The organism is Mycobacterium sp. URHB0021, assembly GCF_054057895.1.
The window spans coordinates 3,766,877-3,788,583 of the sequence record NZ_JBSRZT010000002.1; the positions used below are offsets into that span (position 1 = coordinate 3,766,877).

Consider the following 21,707-nt stretch of genomic DNA (forward strand, 5'->3'; position numbering starts at 1 on the left):
GCGGCTCACCGAGTCGAAAACCTCGACGGTGACACTCACCGATAGCCAAGCCGATGAACTGCGCCGGGTGGGCCGCGCCCTGGCATCCCAAAAACAATGGTGGGGAGCCAGCGACGACACCGAGACTCCGAACCGCAGCGTGGTGCGGTGCGAACGCCTCGCAGACGCCCGGCACGCCGTCAGGGTGGCCGACGCGATTGGAGTCATTGGGCTGGGAGATCTGCAACTGATCATCGAACCGAAGATCCCTCTGCCGCATCTGCTTTATCTTCTGGTTGAGTCGAACCAGGTCCCACGGTCGCTGTATGAGCGCTCGAGGCTCGGGGTCGACGACAATTTCTTCAGCCTCATCGCACGATGGTTCGTTCATAGCTGTGAGGTACTCCTGCGGCGCGGACTGGTCAGTGACTATGGCAGGTTCACCGCCGACTTGTCGTGCGCGCGGGGACGCATCCACCCGGTGAAGACCGCGCAGTCAGTGCTGGCCGGTCGTCCCGTAATCCGTTGTGAATTTGACCGATTCGGTGAAGACACCAGTTTGAATAGGGTGCTCAAAGCGGCGGGCGTAAGGCTGCTGGGGTTGCCTGATTTACCGTTGGGTCTGCGGGAGCGGTGCCGACGAATCCATCACCGAATGAGCGATGTGGGTGGACTGCGGCGGGCCGATCTCGGCGTCAGACCAGATACCCTGAGCCGACGCTACCGTGATGCTCATCCACTGGCGCTGGCCATCCTCGCGAGCACCGGCCTCAGCATGGAGAAGGGCGAAAAGTCAACCTGGACTTTCGTTTTCCGGACACCGGAGGCCGTCGAAGAGGGCCTGCGCAATTCGCTGCGCACACACCTTGAGCCAGCCTGGAAGGTCCAGAAAACGGGCAAAATCCTGCTCGGCGACCGCAACAGAAGCCTCAACCCTGACCTTGTCTTCGGCGGCAACGACGCGGTCGGTGACGTGAAATATCGTCTCACTGCCGACGGAGAAATCAAACGGGGAGACCTGAACCAGGTCACAACCTTTGCCACGGGATACCACGCGAAGAAGGCGACCGTCATCGCGTTCGGTCCGTGCGAGATAGGTGAGGAAGTGCATGTGGGGTCGGTCCAGGTGAACGGGTTCAACTGGAACTCTGACGCAGCGACACCGGACCAAGCCGCCGCAAGGCTCGCCGAAAGAGTCGGAAGCTGGCTCAACCCAAGCTGCGCTCGCGACGTGCTCGGCGTCGAATGAAGGTTCTTGCGCCAATGGCACCAAGTTCGGGCGGCCGCGCAAGATCGACGACGTCGAGCAAATCACCACCGCAAAACGGATGAAGGCCGACGGCCACACCGGCAGGGACATCGCGAAGTACCTGGAAGTAAGCCGAGCGACGCTTTACCGGTGCCTCGCCGTAGAACGGGCCGCCGATCGACGACGGCTCAACGCTTTAATGTTCCTGCTCTGGGTGAAGGAACGATCCTTTGCACACTTTGCCCTCAATATTGTGTCCGGCCAAGGACCGAAATCCGGCCCTAGGCCAACGCCGGAAACCGTAGCGGGTGTCGCCTCAATGGTGTCCTGCCGCTGGGACCGGAATCAGGACCCGCCTGTAAAGGTCGTCTACGAAGAGCCGGGGCCTCAATGGCGTCCGTCCGCTGGGACCGGAATCAGCCCGTTCAACCGGCCCGTGGACATGCCGATCCAATCGCTTCAATGCTGTCCGGCCACTCGGGCCGGAAATCAGTATGTCGGCTATGCGGTGCCGGGGACCTGGGCGTATGGCCTCAATGGTGTCCGGCCGCAGGGGCCGGAATCATGCGTCTAGTACTCGCCGGGGAACGTTGGGTCGCCGGTGCCTCAATGGTGTCCGGCCACAGGGACCGGAATCAGGAGACTTCCCTGCGCTGGTCGTGGTCGACAGCATCACGCCTCAATGGTGTCCGGTCACAGGGACCGGAACTAGTTGAGCGCCAGTACTTGTCGGTATCCAGCTGCTCGGGACCTCAATTGTGTCCGGCCACTGGGACCGGCATCAGACGCGCTGTCGCACCTGTTCCCGCGTGGCACGTTCGTGCCTGAATGGTGTCCGGCTACTAGGGCCGGAATCATAAGCTGCGAACATCTTCGGACACCCCACCAACGAGCCTTAATGGTGTCTGGCGTCTGGCCACACCGACCGGAATCATGCGAAGTGCCAGCAGTGGCAGTCCCGGGTGCGCCAGCCTCAATGGTGTCCGGCCACGGGGACCGGAATCAGATCGACACCTCCGGGGTAGGCGGCAAACGGGTGCAGCCTCAATGGTGTCCGGTCACAGGGACCGGAGTCAGGATACGTCGCGACCGTGGCAACGCGAGTTTACGCCCAGCCTCAATGGTGTCCGGCCACACGGATCGGAATCGGGTCGACGAACTCGCCGTCATCATGCCCGTTCACGAGCCTCAATGGTGTCCAGTCTTGAAGACCGGAATCAGCCGTGATCAACAGCCACGACGTCGAAACGGTAACCACGCCTCAGAAGCGACCGGTCACAAGGACCGGAATTCAATGGCGTTGCGGCAGTTCGGATTCAAGCAGTGACAACCTCAATGGTGTCCGGACCCAAGGGCCCGGAATCAGCCGAACACCGCGACCGACAACCGCCGCCAGTACGTGTTGCCTCATTGGTGTCCGGCCACTGGGACCGGAATCAGGGGTTGAGCATGATGCCGAAAGTGCCGCCTCAATGGTGTCCGGCCACTGGGACCGGAATCATACGGCGATGGGCCTACTTGGGAATACCCGGCGGCGCAGCCTCAATGGTGTCCGGTCATTAGGACCGGAATCAGCCCGTCACGAACGACGTATCGGTGGCCTTGTAGTAGATCCCTCAATGGTGTCCGGCCACAGGGACCGAAATCATGCGCGACGTATGCGCCTACCGGCTGCTGCCGAAGGTGCCTCAATGGTGTCCGGCCATAGGGACCGGAATCAGGATGCCGTAACTTGTGCATCGACCAGCCGTCCGGCATGCCTCAATGGTGTCCGGCCACAGGGACCGGAATCAGCGCGTTTGGGGTCGTCGGGGTTGCGGGGCATGCCCCAGCCTCAATGGTGTCCGGCCACTGGGACCGGAATCAGTCGTGGGCCGCGCCAGCACGACGCAATCGCACATCGGGCCTCAATGGTGTCCGGTCACCGGGACCGGAATCAGCTGAATGCCCTCAAGCAGACGACCCTGTACTAAATTGCCTCAATGGTGTCCTGCCGCTGGGACCGGAATCAGATGGAAGCCGACTGGACGTACACGGGCATTCCGACGCCTCCTCAATGGTGTCCGGCCGCTGGGACCGGAATCAGGACCCGCCTGTAAAGGTCGTCTACGAAGAGCCGGGGCCTCAATGGTGTCCGGCCACTGGGACCGGAATCAGCTACAACGGGCACGACATAATCAAGTACTGGATCGCGCCTCAATAGTGTCCGGCCACCGGGACCGGAAATAGGACCCGCCTGTAAGAGCCGGGGCCTCGATGGTATCCGGCCACTGGGACCGGAATTGGGGTGGGCACTGCCTTGGGTGTACACCGGTGGCGCTGGGGCGATGAACTTGTCCATCGCTCAAGGTTCCGGAATGAAGAGTCCGAGCCCGAAGTGGCTGAGCCAACCCAATGTGAGCGGTCCGTGAACCGGCTGCGCGAAGCGCAGTTGAAGGAATTGGGCGGGCAGGTGCGCTTGGCCCTGCCGCTTTTCTCCGCGGAGGCGTGCGCTTGGCCGGTGTCTCACGAAGGCTGTCCAGGGCCCGTCGGTGAACTCGAATTCTGCTGCTGTGGTGTGTCCGCGTAATCCAAGTTCGCGGTGAATTTCGTTGACCACAAAGTTGTTCCACTCGTCGCGGTTCTTCTTGGGGTATCGGGAGGGCGTGAACGGCGTGACGGCGCGCCATGTCTGCGCTGGGCCGACGAGCTCCGGGGCGACCTGTTCGATCGCGCCGATGCCGGACACCCGCACCTGGATGCGGTGCTTGTAGTCGTAGAGGACTCGAACGTTGCTCAAGGCGGTCAATTCCTTGTCCGCAAGCCCGCCGGGAATCCAGACCACCAGCCCGGTCAGGCGTCGGTCACGGATGATGGGCAGGTAGTGGGCGTGCATCCCGCCTTGCATCGGCGCGTCGTCGGAGGTTCTTCCGCCCAGCATGGTCCCTTCCGCGTGCTCGCCGAGTTGCTTGATAGCTGCCTGACGCAGCAGGTCGGTGTAGATCGCAGCGTCAGTGTCTGGTGGCAGTGCGGCGTGCAGGAGGTCGAACCGCACCGCGGTGACAATGCTGGCCGGTCGGGGTTCGGCAAGCGTCATTGGGCTGTTGGCCGGGCGTTCGAGCCCATAGGCCACGAGTCGCGAGCCGACCGGGAATCGTAGGCCTTTGCGGCGAACCTCGGCAGGACGGGCGAGGAGTGTGTCGACGACCAAAGGGATCTCTGGTGCGAGGACCGATGTCGCCTCGGCGTATCCATAGATGTGTTCGGCGACGTCGAGTGGTTTCCAGATCGCTTGTCCGGCAGGCGTCCAACCTGTTTCGATGTTGCCGGTGCAGATGCTGTCGGCGCGGCCGAAGTATGGAATCGATCCGGCTATGCGCCGCAACGCATCCCGTGTGTCCGGTTCCAGTTCAGCTGGCCACTGCATGGCGAGCTGATCTTCTGGGCCGAACACGGCGAAGGTGTCGAGGGTGCGGTCGGTCCCGTCCTTGGCATCTGGGTAGTAGTGCCTGCTGTGCGCCAGGCTGTGGGCTGGGACGTAGAATGTGGGCGGACCGGCGAGTTGGGCCAGGAGCGGGTGCACGGTCTCCTGCGGCAGGTCCGGGCAGCGAGTTCGCCACACGGCGTACAGCGTCCGCAGCACCCGCCACGGTGAGGGGGGCAGCTCTACTGCTCCCTCGTTGACGTGCCGGTCCCAGGGCGTGGCGTGATACCGCCCGAGAGGAAAGGTCAGCACAAGGGTGGTGGGCACGATCAGCCCTTCTTCCCGGACCATTCGACGGTGATCGCTTTGCCATTTCCGAACGCGCCATCGGATTTGGCGATAAGTCCGCGCAGTGTGTCGGCGAGTTCGTCGGCTGGCGGCAATTCGGGTCCGCGGCGAGCGGTGACCGGTGACACCACATCAAGATCGCAGGCGGTGCGGAGCCGTAGGCCGCCGTCGAGGAGGTTTCGAATCTCCCACAGCGCTAGAGTTTCCAGCGTCTCGGTTGCCGTCTTGGGTAGTCCGTAGGAGCGCAGCAGTTCGACGTCGACGACGAACGATGCGATGATGCGCTTGGCTGTCCACTCGGTTCGGGAGAACGGCACCGACCCGTACCCTTCGGCGGTGCCGCCTTCACCTTCCTGACCGAGGTGGTGACGCACTTGATCTGATTTGCGGCCGCCGCTGACGGCACGCTGAACGTCGTGGGCCTCGATCACGCCGGAGACCGCCCGCGTAAACCTGGGTTGGCCGAGCCACTGCTTCTGGGTGAAGAACACACCATGCAGCAGGCAGAACGGGTCCAACTGTGCGACCGCGGCCGCCATGGCCCGGTAGTCGAGCGGCGTGTCATCGACAAGACCAAGCCGCTCGCGGATCACGTCCACCATTGGCTTGCCGTGCAGGGTGGCGGTGTGGACAAACGGCGACGCGAGCCGATGCGCTTCGAGTCTGCTCGACGCCAGGAATTCGCCATTCTTGGCTCGGATCACCCGGACCCACGGCAGTCCCGACACCGCGTCTTCGGGCTGGTTCTCGGCACTATCCCACGCCGTCGCTTCGAGCCGATTCGCCATCGACTGCACCGATTCCACCAGCAGTGCGTCGACTTCGCGGCCGTCTTCGTGTCGGGTGAAGGTGGCGGCACCGATATCGGGGAACCCGGTGGGTTGAAATGTGCTTCCGAATAGCGGTGCTAGTTCAACGTCATAGATGTAGCGCGTGGTCATGCAGTGGCCTCCTTTATCGATGGGTTTCGGTGCGATCCGATGACGGCGACGCGACTGAGGGCTGCTCGGCGGTCGGATGTCGCGGTGTTCATCAGCAGAGCGGCCGCCAGTCGGGTGCCGTCGTATGACGCGCCTGGAACGGTCACGACGTGCCTCAGCCCGGCAATGCGCAAGCGCCGGGAAGCTTCATGCAGAACTTCGGGAATATGGCCCGCGATCAACTGGGCGGCCCACTCGTGATCGGGGCGCACGAATAGTGACTCTGGGTTGCCGTCGGCACTCGTGTAGTTCAGCGGTGTCGGCGACGTGAAGAGCAGCAGCAGATCGAGTGCAGGGGAGCCATATGATGTAGCTCCGGGCAAGTTCTCGCTGCTGACATAGCGCCAGTCGACGCACGAGAGGCCGAGTATTAGTGCGGCGGTTCGGTCGTCATCGATCTCGCCTTCGACGAATGCCCGCGCGTCGCCCGGACGCAGCCTCATTCCCGTGTCGAATACGATCCGCGCGCCGCGCACCGACAGCGTTCGGTCGCGGACAGTTTCGTTGGTGGCGAGCGGGAAGCTTCGACGCCGCGCGATGTCAGCGAGTCCTGCAGCGAGTCCGGCGGCCAGTAGCGGATCTCGTAGCCATGTTCGGAATGGGCTCCGCTCGCCGCGGGAGGTCGCGACCGACAACGCGATTCGCAGTTCTCGGTCGTCGCCGAGTGCGTCGCGCAGGTGGTTGAACAGTTTCGCACCATCCGGCAGGCGCAGCTCAGGCAGATCGGCCGCGCGAACCTTTCCGGATCGGGATGCCGCCGAAAGGCATCTGCCGAGCGCGGCGAAAACCTCTGTAAGTGCTGATGACTCGCCGCCACGCGCGTGGTCGTAGATCGCCTGGTCGAGAGCGCGCAGCCGTGCAGCGGTGTAAGAGGGCGGAGCGGAGCGGCGAAGCGCGTCACGCCAGCGGTCCAGCTCGGTCAGCAGATCCACACCGCCGCGAACGCCGACTTCGATGCGGCCTGCGGGCACCGCGATCGGGTTCTGCCCGAGTCGGTTAACGAAGACATGGCGATGAAACGCGGCGATGCCCCGATCCACACCGAAAGTGGCTGCTGCGCGCACCATATCCAGACCCGACCGCGCTGTGTGGGAGTTCCAGTCGGCACGCCCCTCGCCGAGCAAATGCGCGACATCGGCGATCCGCATGGACTCAGACCATTCCGGCGCCCACAGCTCTGCGAGTGGAGGTTCCCCGGACGCTGACGATGCGAAGCCTGCCGTTGAACCACGCACTTGGAAGGGGAGTGCTGCTCCCGGATAGGCGGAACCGTACCGCCGAACAACGGCGGTGGCGAACAGCAGAGTGCCCTCAACGAGGAATAGGAATGTCCAGGGATTACCCACTGGATTTGGCTCATCAGACGCTCCGACGCCGCCCGCGTCGAACTGCCCCAGCGAGTCCTTCGGCAAAGCTGCACGTTGACGCCCGTCGAGTGCCGATGCCAGCCACTCAAGGCTCTCAGGGTTTTCCAGCACTGTACGGACCTGCTGTAAGTAGGTCGCGGAAAGCTCCTGGCTGCCGAAGTTACCACCCGTACCGAGAAGCCGAGAGTACGACGGATCACGGTCCTGCCCGAGCGCAACCGCTGCATCCAGCCATGCGACGCCAGCGTCCGGAAATTCATTTCGGCATAACTGCATTACTTGCGATTTGAGCTTCTTGTCCCACGGGTCGATATCTCGTCGTCGACACTCGGCCACAACCCGGTCACCGGCAGCGACGGCGAGTCGCAGCTCATCGAGTCGCGTGTCGGTGCTGTCGCGGATCCACTGCACAATTTGATCAGCGGTAGGTCGTGTGCCGCGCGCCGAGAATCCCGACCCCGAATTCCATGGCGAGACAATAGATTCCGGTTGGAAGGCGGCGTAAAGTGCTGCTGCCAGTTGCTCATTTGTGCCGTACTCGCAGCGCAGCACGTACTCGCTGTGCCGCCAGTAACCTTCGGCTCCCACATCCAGCATCCGATGGACGGCTCGATGGACACCTAGGGCGGACAAATACCCGGACAGCGGTGTGGCCCGGCAGCCGGTAAGCGCGAGTTCGCTCATCACGTGACTCCATTCGCACTCGCCTGCCAGTCGGCGGCTCGGACGAGGGCCTCGCAGAACGCCAACCGGAACGGTCCGAGGTCGGCGCGATCGCGCAACGCAATGGCGCGGCTCGTCAATGAATCGACTCCATGGGTGGTTGGGCGCAGGGACAAATTGACCGAAGGGATCGTCCGGCCGTTGATCGCGAAAGCAATTGTGTGGCTGCCATCCTGGACCCCGAGCGTGGTGCCGGATGGCTCGTCGGGATGCCCCCGAATCGTTACCCGCACCTTTCCGTGATGGGCGGCGACCAGATACACCACGAGATCTGGTTCCGGCTCACCGTCGAGCAGACCGGCTGACGCTCCGTGCAGCCACAGCGCACTAACCAGCTCATGCCGAAAGTGCCGGGGATCGTGACGCAACGGCCGATGACTGGGGGATTTGGCCCACGGAATGTCGGTAGCCGGTGGTGGCTCATCGGGATTCGCGTTGGCCAGCGATGCCTGGAAGGCGGGGTGCGCCTTGCCGAGGTCGTGAAGCAACGCCGCGTGAGGGATCGCGTCAAGTTGCGCCGCGGTGAGATCGATGCCGCCTCCAAGTCGCTCTATCAGCGCCCTTGCCGTGGTTTCGGTCTCCACGAGGTGGTCAGCTAGGGCCACCCACTGCCCGCAACCGGTCGACAGCGGGTCGCGGTCGAAGGCGTCCGGTGCCGTCGACTCGACGGTCACCGGGTCAACGGGTTGTGTGCTTCTGGGGTCGAAACCGCGCTCGGACGAGTACCCCCCACGGAGCGCATCCAGCACGATAACAGCGGTTGGACGCACATCATCCCGTCGTGCAGGCCGCCACGCCGCGACCACTTGATCCCAGATCCGGGCGCGCGCCCCGTTCCGAATGATCATGTCGCGCACGTCGGCGATCGGTGCTTGGCACAACTCGCTGCGAGCGACCGCAGGCATGTCGTTGGTGTCGAGTCGACGCCAGGCGACCGACACGGTTCGGTTGTCAGCGTCGCGGATGAATGCGCTGACATCGATGTCATCACCAGCGAGATCTGGTGTGGTGTCGAAGAGGTCAACCAAGTCTCGCCGACGCAGCACCGGATGGACCACCGGCAGGACCGTCACGTCCTGCTCGGCCAGCTCGCGGCCGGTCATCGCACGACCTTCGAGCGCGGTTAGCCCTGCCGCTGCTGAGTCGAGATCACGTGAGTCATACGGTAGGTGCGCCTTCGCGCCAGGGGGGACGGTCCACATGAGTCGCGGGTCGGCGGCGCGCCCGTCGCGGTTGCACCGGCCCGCACGCTGCACGATCGACGGCCACGGCGCGACCTCGGTGATCAGCAGATCGGAGGTCACGTCCACGCCAGCTTCCAGGACCTGGGTGGCGACCACGATCGTGCCGTCCGGCCCGGGTTGCGCCAAGGCCCCCGCTGTGTTGGACGAACGGTCGGCGGGCCGGAAACGCGAATGCAGCAGCACCAATTCGGCTTGCGGGGCGAGCTTGGCCAGCTGCGCGTGAACCTCCATCGCACGCTCTACCGTGTTCACCACGACCAGCGTCCGGGTGCCGACCCGGTGCTCGGCAACCACCCTGGCCGCCAGCGCGGCGGGGTACTTCTTGGCGTCTGCGCCAAGGTCAAGCCGAAGAACGGTGCGGGTCGCGCCCATTCGTTGGGCGAGCTCGCCGACGCCGTCCGTCACGTCCACCACGGAGAGCGGGCGCCGCAAGTCCGCAGTCGACAGCTCGGCCGCATCAATCGTCGCGGACATCCACATCGACTGGCACGGCAGCGCGGTGCCGAACACCTCCCGTAGACCTTGCAGTTGAAGCGACGTGGGCAAGCCCGGGCCCATCAGCTGAACTTCGTCGAACACGAATTGCACCCCGGCATGCAGCAGCCCGAAGCTCATCGGCCAGGCGGCACGCGATTCCGCGAAGCCGCGCATCAGCAACCGCGACAACACCATGTCCTGCGTGCCAACAAAAATCCGTTCAGTGTCCGGATGCATCTTCCATTCACGGTCGCGGCTGTCCTCGCCGCCCATCAGGGTATGCACCCCCACTGCAGCACCCAGCCCCTCGACCCATTCACGCGCTGAGTCCACGGTCTGTTCGACAAGGGTGCGCTGCGGTAGCACCACCACCAGCCAATGCGGCGTTGCCGCGCGCACTGTCAGATCGGGATGGGCGATCCGCCGATATAGCCACGGCAACAACGCCGCCAGCGTCTTACCCGAGCCCGTGGGCGCACGCAGCACGTCCGGCAATCCCGACTCCGCTAACGCCACCTGGTATGGATACGGCCGTACGTGCGCGCCTGTAGCCGCGGCGACGAAATCCCCGAACGCCACCCTCGCCCCTCTCGACTGAATTAACCCGTCAGAAACTACGTGCTAGGTCTGACAAAGGTGGTTGAAAAAGCAAAGATCGCACCTGTCGTGGCTGACGCCCAGGTGAACCCCCGTCGCCGGACGGCTACAAGGATCGGCCGTCTCAGCGGCTGACAGGCGACCGGTCGTCTGTTCGTCGCGAACGGCGCCGATAGCTGCGTCCTAGCACCCGGGATCCCCGACTGTCGACGCGGTGCAGCTGTTAGGTGTCGACGGGATTATGAGACAGGGGTTCAGTTATGGCAGTCATCGGGTACGCCAGGGTGTCGACCACCGACCAGACCCCCCAGCTGCAACTCGACGCGTTACGCGAGGCCGGTGCCGCGCGCATCTTCACCGACCACGGAGTCAGCGGCTCCACGGCCCGCCGCCCGGAGCTTGACGCCTGCCTGGATCACCTCCGTGAGGACGACGTCCTCACGGTCTGGAAGCTTGACCGACTCGGGCGCAACACTCAACACGTGCTCGCCGTCGTCGACGACCTGACTTCTCGCGGGATCGGATTCCGCAGCCTCACCGAGGGTCTGCACACCGAGGGGCCTATGGGCAAGGCGATGCTCACCATCATGGCCGCCTTCGCTCAACTCGAACGCGACACCATGGTCGAGCGGACCCGCGCGGGGCTGGCCGCTGCCGCAGCGAACGGGCGTAAAGGTGGACGCCCACGCAAGGTCGACGACGCCGATGCCGCTAAAGCACGAAAGCTGAGAGAGAAGGGCATCGCAGCCACCGACATCGCGAAAATGTTGGGAATCTCTCGCGCCACGGTGTACCGCTACCTCTCCGATGGTGTGCCGCTCTCTGCCTGATTTGTTCAGTTCCCACATCGGCGACCATCGAGCGCGTCAGACAACAACGGGCAGTCGCATGCCGCACTCTCGCGGGATGAAAGCTGATGGTCATACCGGCAAGGACATCGCCAAGTACCTCGGGTCAGCCGAGCAACTTTGTACAGGCATGTGGGTGAAGCTCCTGCGGCTTGAGCTACTCGCCGCCCGGCGAGTGGGTCATCCGTCGGTCTCGTTAGTGGTGTTGGGGTCGGCCTCTTCGGCGTCGTTGTCTGATGTCATGTCGCTGCCCATGCCGTTGCCCACCTCCGGAAATCCCCGGCCCTGGTGACGACCGGCGAGACCACCCGTCGCATCCCGAATCATCGTCGCCCACTGCTCCTGCTGCGCTTTGAGTGCGTCGTTAATGCCGGTAAGAGCGGGCGTTGCGACCTGAATCATCTTGGCCCACTCCGCCTGCTGCTTCTTCAGCATGTCGTTGAGACCGGTGATACCGGGCGTTGCATCGCGGATCGCCTCAGCCCACTGATGTTGTTGCGCCCTCAGGACGTCGGCGAGACCGGGCATCGCGTGGCGCATGGTCTTCGACCACTCCTCCTGCTGTGCCTTCAGCGCATCGGTTAGAGCAGGCGTGGCGTCGCGAATCATCTTGGCCTGTGCGTCTTGCTGGGCTTTGAGGGCCTCGGTGACACTCGACAGCTGTGCGACGTCAATCAGGGGCCGTCCGGCGCGCCTTACCCACCGCGCTCGCATGGGGTCTCCGGGCAATGCCTCAACTGAGTCGACGGTGACCTCGACGACCTGGCCATCTGGCGCAACGGTCACTTGGCCTACCGCCCTAAGAGGTCTCGTGTGCTCGGCGCCGATGAGGGGTGCGCCGACCAATGTGAGGTCTACTTCCGTGTCCACGATGAACCGTGCAGTCCATCCTGCGCTGCCCCTGCCCGCCGCTTCGCTGAACTCCCAGCCCTCCTCTGGTTCGCGCGCGCCGACGACGACAGCCCTGAGCGCCTCGACGGGCAATGCGGCTGATTCTGGATCGACCTCTGTACCAACCAAGGCGTCCACGAACGCGGACGCCAACACATCCACCGCGATGGTATCGACTCGTTCCTGTAGGTCTGCACCAGTGATGGGAGCGAACTGCGCAGCCAGGTGTCCTTCCAGCCGGTCGACGCTGACCGCGTACCGGACTCGTTCGCTAAGGCCGCGCTCGGCGAGTTCTTCTGCGAACTCCTCGTGAAAGACTTGGCCGGGTTGCTCCTCGCGGTCGTCGCCGTCGATCGACTTGCGATTCTCCTGATTCGACCCCGAAGTCACGGGTGTTGTGGCTGACCAGCCACACCTCTTCGTCGTCGTTGTCATGAGCAACCGCAAGGAAAGTCAGCCAGATCAGCGTGTCCCTGTAGCCATCCTTGGTCTTGCCGTCTTTACTCCGCGTGAACGGGTTACGCCCGTCAGACGCGCGGCGCGCAATCTCCATGTGGTCGACGGGCGGAACCGGCTCGACCGAAATGCCGTGCTCGTCGAAATACTTGCGGAGCCAAGTTGCGTACCCGTCCACACGAGCCTCGATCTCGGCAACGATGGCCGCGATCTGGTCCGACACCGCGAACTCGCCGAGCTTCAGTCCCGCGAGCGTGTCACGCTCCTCCATCCACCGTCGCCCGACCACGTTCACCGTCTCCATGAACACGACTTCCGGAACCACGGTGCGAACACCTCAGGCTTCGGCGTGCTCGACCAGTGACTCGCATGCCCGCTTCCGCAAGTGCGGCGACTCGACCAAGACGTTGGTATCAACGACGATGACGGTCACAAGCTTATTCTCCTAACGGAGTCAACGACTTAACGAGGTATAGGGGTGGCGGCGGGTCGCATCACATCGAGGCATTTGCCGCCTATGGGGGCCGGGCCGTCAGGCCCTCTCACCGCGAGTCGTGCGGTTCCCGCCTGCGGTCAGCCAGGAGACGTGTCCAACATGAGCGGAGTCACGGCGTCGGTAGTCGCTGCCATGAGACCGTCAGCTGTCCGGCGAACCCTACTCTGTACGACGAGGGTTTTACGGTCCCTAGCCCAGTCCCATGCGTGGTCGAGCACACCAGCAGACACACGCACCGCGATACTGGCGGCATGACCATTGCGGTACGTCTGCACGGTTACCGTCCCCGTGTCGTCATTGGGGTCCCGTTCCACACGCCGGGTCGGTCCAACGAACTGCTCCTCGGTGCGCGCCGTGGGTGCGTCCTTGAGGCGGCTGGCGACCGACTTGATCCGGTCACTGGCCGCCGCCGGAATTGAAACCTCGCGCAAGCCCCTCGGCGGGTCCCCGACCGGTGCCCACTCGAACGCGGCGCTGAACTCGTCTACGGCATCTTCGGTCAGCACGCGGTGTAGCGCACTTACGAACTGGTGACTCACACCGGCGCGTATCAACTCATGGACGGAAGGACCCTGAGGCTCATTCTCTGGTGTCACCGCAAGTGTGTCGAGTGCGGCGAGCGACTCGGCAAACGTGCGCATCACGCGGCGTTCCAGAGGCTCAGGCGCAGCTGTGACCTCCATATCGGGAAGCGCGGGTTCCCTCGGTGTCTTCTCGTCAGGTTCGGGTTCGGAAAGGGGCAACAAGATCGGAATGATGAACGATCCGCGCTTGGTGTGCGCCATGCGCGCAGCAACGACCAGATCGTCGCCGGTCTTGCGATAGCGACGGATAAAGGAGCGTGGCCCCAGGGCGGTGGTCGCCGACGACCGCAGCATCGTCCAGTAAGACTGCACCAGGGTCACGCCCGCCTGTAGGGGGATGGTATCCCTGACCACGATGTCGTTGGCGGCGCGCAGATTGGCGATGTCGACCGGCTGTTCGGTCAGCCGCGCGACAACCTCGACGACCTTGATACGTTCCAGCCTTGCAAGTCGCTCTGTAATCACCTGCCAATCGATGCCAGCCTCCACCAGGTGGTCAGGCACGGGCAGGATGAAATCCGAGGTGGGGTGCCGCCACAGCTGTCCAACTTCGCCGACTTCCTCAGGCGCGAGCCAGCCGGTTGCTGCCAGGTAGCGAACCACACGGTCATGCAGAGCCGTCGTCACGCGCTCGCCGCCCTTCCCCAGTTCCGCTCGAACTCGTTGGCCCATCCATCAAATGTCCTTGCGGTGAGGCGATTCTGCGCCGGGACTCTGACACTCGCTCCATTCACCGCGTTCACTTGAGTCCACAACGCTTTCGCGAAGACGATGGTGTGTGCGGCATTGTGCTCAATCCACTTGGCGGAGGCGGACGTCTCCAGCTTGACGTACACCAGGAAGACGGGCACCTGCGCCGCGGCCCACTTCGCCTTCCACTGATCCGTCACCGGCACCGTGACGCTGCCGTCCTTGTTCAATCGCTTGGTGCCGGTCTTGATCTGAACGCGGACTCCACCAATAGGAAGCTCCACTGTGACATCCACGGCGAGGTAGTCCTCACCTGGCGAGAACTCGCCGTGAGCCACCCCCGCTTGGGCCAGGAGGGAGCGGAAGTACATCACGCCAAGGCGACCGGTCTGGTCGGCGCCCCCGATGGACTGTGCCCCCGCCACGGGATCACGCTAACCGTTCGGCGGTTCGGTCGAGGCCGAACCCCAGCAGTTAGCGGCCCCTTGAACGTCAGTTCTCGGCAGGTGCGTCCAGGCCGTACTCACGGCGAAGCTTGTAGATCAGCTGCAAGGTCTGCTTGCGAAGTCGGCCGTCCTCGGCCTCCGCGTCGGACTTCACCTGGCGCGCCTTCTCGACTGCCGCGTCCAACTCGGCGTTGTACTCGTCGAGATTGTCGGCGACGGCTTCCAGCGTGGTGTCCTCGATCAGTGCCCAGATTCGATCGGTATCGCCCCGAATGACCCCAAAATCCTTCAACGCCAGGCGTTCGTACTCGTTGACCGGTCGATTGAATCCGACGACGACCGGATACAGGTCAGGATTGCCATCGTTGAGTACTCGATAGGTCTTCAACGCTCGGTCTGGCAACTGCACGCTGATCATGCGCAGCGGTTCGTCCAAGTACGACACGCATCCCCCTCTGTGGTGGTCCTATCGACAAGCTACGCGGTGACCACGACAGCACCGCCTCGACGCGCCCGCTACGGCGGCAGTGGGCAGGATGGACGTCATGACTACCGCGACGGCCAGGAGCGCGAGTTGGCCAAGTGGGCGCGCCATCGCCTCGGCGCTGCGCCATAGCGTGCCGAGGACTATCAGTGCCACGCCCTGGCGGACCTCGACGTCGCCCTGTGACGCCGTGAAAGTCTCTGAGCCCCGAAATGGATCCCGCGCCTGCGGGGCTACTCCGTTTCGAAGCCGGACTGCTCAAACTTCAGTGTCTGGGCGTTTTCGCTGATGGTACGGACCTTGGCCTCGTCGAACCCGTTCTTGGCGACAGCGGTGATCTCAAGGCGCACTTCAAGTTCGACGCCCTCGACAGCGGCCAGGTGCTGGATCACCTCGCTTGTGATGCGGCCAAAGTCGCGGGCGTAAAACTCCGGGTTCAGCGTCGCCGTGCCGAAGAATCTGGTGTTTGACGGGCCCGGTGGTTGCGGCGGGGTCGGGACCTTGGGTGGTGTGACGACGGGTATATGCGGCCCAGGGCCAGGGCCAGGTTCCGGTGGCCGCGTGTCGATCTCACGCTGGCGTTGTTGCTCGGCACGAACGGGGTCGACCAGGAGCAGCGCGTCCACGGTGGCTGGCCTGCTCACCGAGTCGGTCGGCAGCACCAGTCCGCTGTAGTTCTGTCCATCCCAGCCGTCGGCTAAGGCGAATCCCTGGTGTTGCCAGTCAATCTGAGAATCCAGGGTCGAGAGCACCCCGTCTTCGAGGACAGTGCGGTCGCGCAGCCGTGCCAGATAGGGGTAGGTGGTGTAGTACTCCCATAGCGTCCCCAGGCTGATCTGGCCGTCGCGTTCGAACACCGAACGCAAGCTGGTGTCCAGGTCGAGGCGAATCGCCGCTGCGGCTCGACGCAGAACCAATTCGGACTTCTCGATCAGACGGGCAGCGGTGCGCTCCGCCAGGTTGTCGGGGCCGCCCTCAGCCTTGACGGCATCGAGTTGCAGCGGGCGGGTGGGGTCGGGCTGGGTGGGCACCAGCGCCCAGTGATACGCGCCGAGTAGCCGATCGTTCAGGGTGCGGTCGGCTCGCTGGAGTCGCTCGACGGCTTGTTGGCGCTGCTGGGAGGTGAGGTTGAGCACCCCGTCGGCGTTGTCGCGCACGTACCGCCAGGCCAGATAGTCGCGGACGGAAGCCTGCAATTCTTCGTAGCGGGCCGCGTCGGCAGCCAGGAACACCAGCACGTTGCGATGCACCCGCGCCCCGGAGCCGCGTCGGTCGACGACGTCGGACGCCCAGGCGTAGGCCGCTGACTCGGGTCCTTGGCGGCGGTCGTGGACGTGCGCGGGCGGCACGATGACCAGCCTCGCCTCCTGCCCGTCGGGGACGTCGGCGGAGGAATCGGGGGCGACGTGTACGGCAGTGAATCCGCGCGGTGACGGGCTGCGGTGGACCTGGAGCCTGCGCACGATTTCGGCCCAGACGTCCTCGGGGTGCAGGCGTTCGGCGTAGTCGCGGGCGGTGCGGGTGGTGTTGGCCTGGGTGTCGAACCAGTACTGCTCACCCGAGGAGTAGAAGTAGGTGGCCTTGTCGGCGAGTTGGTTGAGCGCTGAGTGGAAATTGCCCGGGATATCGCCCGGCAGCGCCGTGCCGAGAAACACCCGTTGCTTGATGACCCCCTTGTGGGACGTGTGCAGGGTGGGTGTCGCCCCCATGAACACTGTGCGCGCGAGGCGTTGGGTGATGAACCGTTTGCCGAGCAGGTCAGGGTTGTCCTTGTCCACCTGCGCCGGAGCCGCGTTCGGGCCGTCGACGTCGGCGTCGATGATGACCTTCCACTGGTCGTCGAGGTATTGGGTGATCTCGGTCATCACCTCGCCGTCCCTCAGCGGCACGGACCCGGGCATGATTAACGGGGCGGTGTCGTTGCCGCGCCAGAGCGAGCCGACGATGGTGTTCATCAACCGCAGGACACCTCGGGTGCGTTGGAAACGCTCCAGGGTGGACCAGTCCTCATAGAGCCGGTCGAAGAGTTCGGGGTGCACCGGGTAGGTGCTGCGGATCCGGTCGATGTAGGCGTTGTCGGTGGCCTCGTTGGGAAATTCGGCGTGGTGCTGGCGGTAGAACTTGACCACCTCGGTGGCGGTGGCGTTGATCTGTGCGAGAGCTTGGCCGTCCGGGGCGGTGAACAGGCGGCGCCTGACGATCTCGAAGGACTCCTCGGGGTTGGCGGCCTTCCACTGATCGGCGATGCGGCGCACGATGTTCTGCAGGCGGCGCAGTGCTTCGCGCCCGTTTTCGCCACCGACCTCTTCCTCGCTGATCAGGCTGTGTCCGTCGTCGTCGCGTGCCGAGGCCGGAATGGAGATCACCACGAGCGCCCCTGGCACTGCCTTGGCGGTCTCGGTGAGGGTTTGCGCGAAGGTGAATTGGGTGTCGAAGGTGCCGCCGGGCAGGTCGTCGCGGCCATAGAGCTGGCGGGCGTAGGCGACCCATTCGTCGATCAGGATGACGGCCGGGGCATACTTGGCGAGTAGCTCGCGCAGGCTATCGCCGGGGTTGGTGGAGGTCCGGTCGGCCTCGGCGACGATCTCGTAGGCCTCTCGGCCCCCGAGCTGCCAGGCCATCTCGCCCCACACTGTGTTGATCTTGGTGCCGTCCGCCTTGGGCTTGAGACCCGACGGTTCGAGATGGTTGCCGACCAGCGCGACGCGGCGGATGTCCCGGTCGAGCCGGATCGGTCCGAGCAAGTCCTGAATCTCCTGCGGGTAGTCGCTGATTGGGCGCCCCGATGCCAGATGCCACAGGGCGAGCATGGAGTGGGTCTTGCCGCCGCCGAAGTTGGTTTGCAGGTTGATGACCGGGGAGGCATTCTTGTCGCCGGAGATCCGGGCGACCGCTCGGGTGATGAGGTCCTGCAGACCGCCGGTGAGGAAGGTGCGGCGGAAGAACTCGACGGGGTCGGTGTACTCCGGATCGCCTTCACCGCGCGCGACCATGGCTAGGTCGGCGGCGAACTCGGCTGCCCTGAAGTTTCCCTTGGCGACGTCGTCGTGCGGGCGCAGCACCTCCCGCCAGGGCACCAGCCCCGTCGAGCCGACCTCAGTGGCCCCGGCGGCCTTGACGACGCGGCGGTCCTCCTGCTCGGAGGAGACCCGGCGCAGGTCGACGCGGGAGCGTTTGACCTCATCGGCGGCATCGGGTGCACCGATCGCCCGCAACAGCCGCTCGGCGGTGTCCAGAGCCCGGTATGCGTCATCGGCGGAGAACGGCTCATGGTGGGCTTCGCGGTCACGGACGTCGCGCAGCTCGCTGGCCAGGCTCTGCTCGGCGCGGGAGAGCAGCTCGCCGAAGGGATACCAGCCGGGGATCGCCCTGCTGGTGATGTTCTCGGTGAGCATCCGCAAACCGTTCTGCGGGTCCACCGGGTTGTACTTCTTGTTCACGCTGGCGCCGTTACCGGCGTCCTTGGCCGCCAGCAGCATCGTCCAGTCCTTGCCGTCCGGGATCTTGTCGCGGGTTGCGCCGGTGATGAATGAGTCTAGCGATTCACCGAGTAGCTCCAGTGCCCGACGGACTCGGTCTCGGTTACTGCTGGCCATCTAGTCCCCCTCGAAATTGATAGCCTGCTGCGTCGGTCGCGCTGCTGCTGTTGGAGCACCGGCGGCGATCTCGTTCCACGCGGTACCCAGGGCGTTGAACTCGACGGCGATCTTGGTGTGCTTGCGGCCCTCAGCGACGGTGAACAGAAGGAATGCCAGCTCCTTACACAGGTCCCGCTCGATCGAGGGGGGGACCTTCGCCAGAAGTGCCGAGGCCGTCGGGATGCCGTGCGTGGCCAGGGCGCGGGTCAAGTGCATCACCACCTCCCACGTGCTGATCGAGGGATCGGTTGAAGGGTCGTAATCGGGATCGAGTTTGTCAGAGGCGACCAGGGTCACCTTGCCCGCCCGACTCGTGAGGATCCCCGCCCGGTCGAGATGGTCGATCGAAGCGTTGCGGGCCCGGGCGATGTTGTCCGCATCCCCGTAGGCACCCGGGTCGAACCCGTACTGGCGAAACCACGCGATCGCGAACCGGGTGTCCGGGTCGAAGTCACCCTCCTGCTCGACGAGCACTTCGTCGAGGACCTCATTGATGCGGGAAAGCGCGGCGCGGACCCGCATCTTCGACCCGTCGTCCTCCAAGACCGCCGAGTATCGGGAGAACACCGCCATGCCCGGGCCGATCGCAGCCTGCGGAAGATCGACAGGTGCGATTGCACCCTGCTGCAACTCCCTCAGCGCTGTCGGAAGCTCTGCCTTAAGCATGGCGATGAACCGCCGCCGGTCCGTGCGCGACGCATCTTCCGGTCGGGGTCGAAGTGCCAGCACGATCGACGACGCCAGCGCATTGGTGCCTTGAGACAGCATCCGATTGCCCAACTCGCTGCGCAGCGGCCACGTCGCCGTCACCGACCACCCAGACTGGATCATCCCTTCGAGCAGAGTCTCCCAGCCTGTAGAGGCTTCGTTTCCCTCCGTCGTTTCGGACTGCTTGAACGCGTAGTACACCGTGATCGGGAAATCTGGCAGCGCCGATTCCCGCGCCCGGGCGAACACCTGCCGGAACCCGTTCTCGAAAAATTCTTGCGCGCCAGCCCTACCTCCGTGGCGGTACGGGTTCGCGACGAGCTCCTCGGCCTTCGGAACCAGCATGGTGCTCAACAAGCGGGGGTAAACAGACTGCAGAGAGCGTCGGAGCCACACGTAGAAAAAGTCCGACAAATCCGAGTAGCCGATGTTGTCGTAGTACGGAGGGTCAGTGGAGATAAGAGCTCGATTGAGCGGACGATCGGTAGCGGATGCCTGTGTGGCGAGCCCTGGCGACATGGGCCTGAGTCCGTCAAGCACCTTTGCCATGCCCGTAATACTCGTAATGAACCCGCCTGCGTGCTTTTCGGCTAGTGGCAGGGTCTCGGCGTAGTCCCATGCCATCGGGATCGCCTGTCGAGCAAAAAGAGCAATAGCCTGATCCATTGTCGGTTTCCACCGCGCGATCGAATTACTCATATCGGCGATCTTGCTCACGCCCAGGCCGAGATAGGTTGCGACAGCGTCGGCGTAGGCGGCGGCTCCGGTGCCGTCGGTTTCGAGGCGGTCCCCTTCTGCCATACCAGCGGCGAGGGCATCGCCGAGAACATGCTGGCGCGCTTCTTCGACGAGGTCACTGAAGGTGGTGAGTGCGGTGAGCTGCCGCGCCGTGAATAGGTCCGCGAACGTCGTCAGACCATATGGTGGCGTCCAGATGTCCTTTGGGTGGTAGCCGAGTTCTTGATCCGGCACATCGAGTGGTCGCGCAATACGGGCTGCTGTCTCGTGCTCGGTTGTCGGCGGAATATAGATGCGGGTGCGGTTGCCTTCGGCAACGGTGGCCATGAGTTGTTGGCCCATGCGCCCCGCGCGGCCTTCCGCCTTAATGTGCTCCCGGTCGACCGCTGCTCCGCAGCCGATGCAGGTTGCGCCAGTGCGTCTGACGGTGCCGTCCGTGTCGGCGGCCGGTGCGGTCTTGACGTCGTGGCCGATAGTAAAGCTGACCCTCCCGTCGACGACTGAGGGGACGACGTAGGCCTCTTTACCCTTCTTCTTGCCCAGCCACCAGGAGCGAACGAGGGGCATCGCGATACCGCAGGCAGGGTTGGGGCAAGTGACGGTGCGCGCCCATATCCACGCGATCACCTTGGCATGTGAACCGTCGGGCAGGGTGGCCTTGGGATAGAGGTGCCTGATGCGTTTCTCGGCTTCGTCACGCATCCACCGCCCGTAGCGGCGGACGTCCTCGGCCAGGCCGGTGGCACGTGGCCACGGGTGGGCGAGCTGCACTTTGGCCACCTCCGGAGACACCGGCGGGCGTCCGGCAAACTTAGGGGGTATCTCGATGAGCGCCTTGCCAATCAGCACTGCGACGGGGTTGAGGTCTGACGCATGTGCCTCCAGCCCGAGGCGCTGGGCTTCAAGGGGGATGGTGCCGCCCCCAGCGAACGGGTCGAGGATAGGCGGCGGATTACCACCAGTCGACTCCAGAATCTCCCGATGCGCCTTGGCGAGGAGCTCCTCGTCGTTGGAGTTCTCCCAGACCACAAGCTGCTCCATCAACGCGTGTAGGCGGGTGCGCTCGGCAGCAACCGCCTCGTCGGTGGGGAACTTGTCCGGGTGTGCGGACGGGTCGTCGACTAACTGGGCGAACAGCACCGCTCTCGCGGCGGCAAGCGGACGGCGAGCCCACCAAAGGTGAAGTGTCGAGGGGTGGCCGTGACGGATGGACTTCTCCCGCGCCGATTCCTCGTTGATCGTCTTGAGCGGGATGCCCACCTCGATGAGCTTGCGCCTCGGGTCGCTCATCGCCGACACCGGTCGCGCGCACCGAGACTAGTGGCCGCAATCCGGCGGAGGGTGACGACGGTTCGGGGCAT

The 21,707-nt window shown here is 64.2% G+C and carries 15 protein-coding genes; 4 read left to right on the forward strand and 11 right to left on the reverse strand.

Translation table 11 applies throughout. The features are described 5' to 3' along the window. The first annotated feature begins 28 nt into the window (after positions 1-28). Both ACVWWN_RS20800 and ACVWWN_RS20805 read left to right on the forward strand, forming a co-directional pair. The gene (locus tag ACVWWN_RS20800) at positions 29-1,228 is read left to right on the forward strand and encodes an McrC family protein (protein ID WP_457145533.1); all 1,200 of its coding nucleotides are present in this window, start codon (positions 29-31) and stop codon (positions 1,226-1,228) included. Further along, the gene (locus tag ACVWWN_RS20805) at positions 1,128-1,802 is read left to right on the forward strand and encodes a helix-turn-helix domain-containing protein (protein WP_457149210.1); all 675 of its coding nucleotides are present in this window, start codon (positions 1,128-1,130) and stop codon (positions 1,800-1,802) included. The genes ACVWWN_RS20800 and ACVWWN_RS20805 overlap by 101 nt, the downstream gene beginning before the upstream one ends. 1,770 nt (positions 1,803-3,572) lie before the next feature. Here ACVWWN_RS20805 and csb2 read toward each other — a convergent pair. Genes csb2 through cas3g form a run of 4 tightly spaced genes read right to left on the reverse strand, consistent with a single transcriptional unit; the run spans position 3,573 to position 10,349 of the window. Continuing rightward, on the reverse strand, positions 3,573-4,982 hold the full coding sequence (csb2, locus tag ACVWWN_RS20810; RefSeq protein ID WP_457145534.1) for a type I-G CRISPR-associated protein Csb2: 1,410 nt from the start codon (positions 4,980-4,982) through the stop codon (positions 3,573-3,575). After that, positions 4,961-5,920 carry a type I-G CRISPR-associated RAMP protein Csb1/Cas7g gene (gene cas7g, locus ACVWWN_RS20815; protein WP_457145535.1) on the reverse strand — a complete coding sequence of 320 codons (960 nt, stop codon included), beginning with the start codon at positions 5,918-5,920 and terminating at the stop codon, positions 4,961-4,963. The genes csb2 and cas7g overlap by 22 nt, the downstream gene beginning before the upstream one ends. After that, positions 5,917-8,010, reverse strand: a complete 2,094-nt coding sequence (cas8g1, locus tag ACVWWN_RS20820) for a type I-G CRISPR-associated protein Cas8g1/Csx17 (protein WP_457145536.1) — start codon at positions 8,008-8,010, stop codon at positions 5,917-5,919. The genes cas7g and cas8g1 overlap by 4 nt, the downstream gene beginning before the upstream one ends. Beyond that, positions 8,010-10,349 (reverse strand): type I-G CRISPR-associated helicase/endonuclease Cas3g, encoded by a 2,340-nt coding sequence (cas3g, locus tag ACVWWN_RS20825; protein WP_457145537.1) that lies wholly within the window; start codon positions 10,347-10,349, stop codon positions 8,010-8,012. The genes cas8g1 and cas3g overlap by 1 nt, the downstream gene beginning before the upstream one ends. 278 nt (positions 10,350-10,627) lie before the next feature. Here cas3g and ACVWWN_RS20830 point away from each other — a divergent pair, with 278 nt between their 5' ends. Beyond that, positions 10,628-11,197: a recombinase family protein gene (locus tag ACVWWN_RS20830; protein WP_457145538.1), complete on the forward strand. Its 570-nt coding sequence runs from the start codon at positions 10,628-10,630 to the stop codon at positions 11,195-11,197. Between the two features lie 198 nt (positions 11,198-11,395). Here ACVWWN_RS20830 and ACVWWN_RS20835 read toward each other — a convergent pair whose 3' ends face one another. The 5 genes from ACVWWN_RS20835 to ACVWWN_RS20855 form a co-directional block, all read right to left on the reverse strand. Then, positions 11,396-12,496, reverse strand: coding sequence for a hypothetical protein (locus ACVWWN_RS20835; RefSeq protein ID WP_457145539.1), 1,101 nt, complete (start codon positions 12,494-12,496; stop codon positions 11,396-11,398). Continuing rightward, a complete protein-coding gene (locus ACVWWN_RS20840) occupies positions 12,378-12,887 on the reverse strand; it encodes a PIN domain-containing protein (RefSeq protein ID WP_457145540.1) in 510 nt (169 codons plus the stop codon). The genes ACVWWN_RS20835 and ACVWWN_RS20840 overlap by 119 nt, the downstream gene beginning before the upstream one ends. A gap of 248 nt (positions 12,888-13,135) precedes the next feature. Next, entirely contained in the window at positions 13,136-14,314 is a 1,179-nt protein-coding gene (locus tag ACVWWN_RS20845) for a hypothetical protein (protein ID WP_457145541.1), read from the reverse strand. Beyond that, positions 14,266-14,757: a DUF4365 domain-containing protein gene (locus ACVWWN_RS20850; protein ID WP_457145542.1), complete on the reverse strand. Its 492-nt coding sequence runs from the start codon at positions 14,755-14,757 to the stop codon at positions 14,266-14,268. Before ACVWWN_RS20850 ends, ACVWWN_RS20845 begins: the two co-directional genes overlap by 49 nt. 67 nt (positions 14,758-14,824) lie before the next feature. Further along, the gene (locus ACVWWN_RS20855) at positions 14,825-15,223 is read right to left on the reverse strand and encodes a hypothetical protein (protein WP_457145543.1); all 399 of its coding nucleotides are present in this window, start codon (positions 15,221-15,223) and stop codon (positions 14,825-14,827) included. 39 nt (positions 15,224-15,262) lie between these two features. Here ACVWWN_RS20855 and ACVWWN_RS20860 point away from each other — a divergent pair, with 39 nt between their 5' ends. Next, positions 15,263-15,394, forward strand: coding sequence for a hypothetical protein (locus ACVWWN_RS20860; protein WP_457145544.1), 132 nt, complete (start codon positions 15,263-15,265; stop codon positions 15,392-15,394). 101 nt (positions 15,395-15,495) lie between these two features. Here the strand turns inward: ACVWWN_RS20860 and ACVWWN_RS20865 are convergent, their stop codons facing one another. Both ACVWWN_RS20865 and ACVWWN_RS20870 read right to left on the reverse strand, forming a co-directional pair. Continuing rightward, positions 15,496-18,858, reverse strand: a complete 3,363-nt coding sequence (locus ACVWWN_RS20865; protein ID WP_457145545.1) for a Swt1 family HEPN domain-containing protein — start codon at positions 18,856-18,858, stop codon at positions 15,496-15,498. Continuing rightward, complete coding sequence (locus tag ACVWWN_RS20870) at positions 18,859-21,636, reverse strand: DUF1156 domain-containing protein (RefSeq protein WP_457145546.1); 2,778 nt, start codon at positions 21,634-21,636, stop codon at positions 18,859-18,861. Positions 21,637-21,707: the final 71 nt, after the last annotated feature.

Excerpts from the sequence above, each read along its gene's own strand:
- csb2 (WP_457145534.1), bottom strand. The coding sequence starts at position 4,982 with ATGGTCCGGGAAGAAGGGCTGATCGTGCCCACCACCCTTGTGCTGACC.
- cas7g (WP_457145535.1), bottom strand. The coding sequence starts at position 5,920 with ATGACCACGCGCTACATCTATGACGTTGAACTAGCACCGCTATTCGGA.
- cas8g1 (WP_457145536.1), bottom strand. The coding sequence starts at position 8,010 with ATGAGCGAACTCGCGCTTACCGGCTGCCGGGCCACACCGCTGTCCGGG.
- ACVWWN_RS20830 (WP_457145538.1), top strand. The coding sequence starts at position 10,628 with ATGGCAGTCATCGGGTACGCCAGGGTGTCGACCACCGACCAGACCCCC.
- ACVWWN_RS20845 (WP_457145541.1), bottom strand. The coding sequence starts at position 14,314 with ATGGGCCAACGAGTTCGAGCGGAACTGGGGAAGGGCGGCGAGCGCGTG.
- ACVWWN_RS20865 (WP_457145545.1), bottom strand. The coding sequence starts at position 18,858 with ATGGCCAGCAGTAACCGAGACCGAGTCCGTCGGGCACTGGAGCTACTC.
- ACVWWN_RS20870 (WP_457145546.1), bottom strand. The coding sequence starts at position 21,636 with ATGAGCGACCCGAGGCGCAAGCTCATCGAGGTGGGCATCCCGCTCAAG.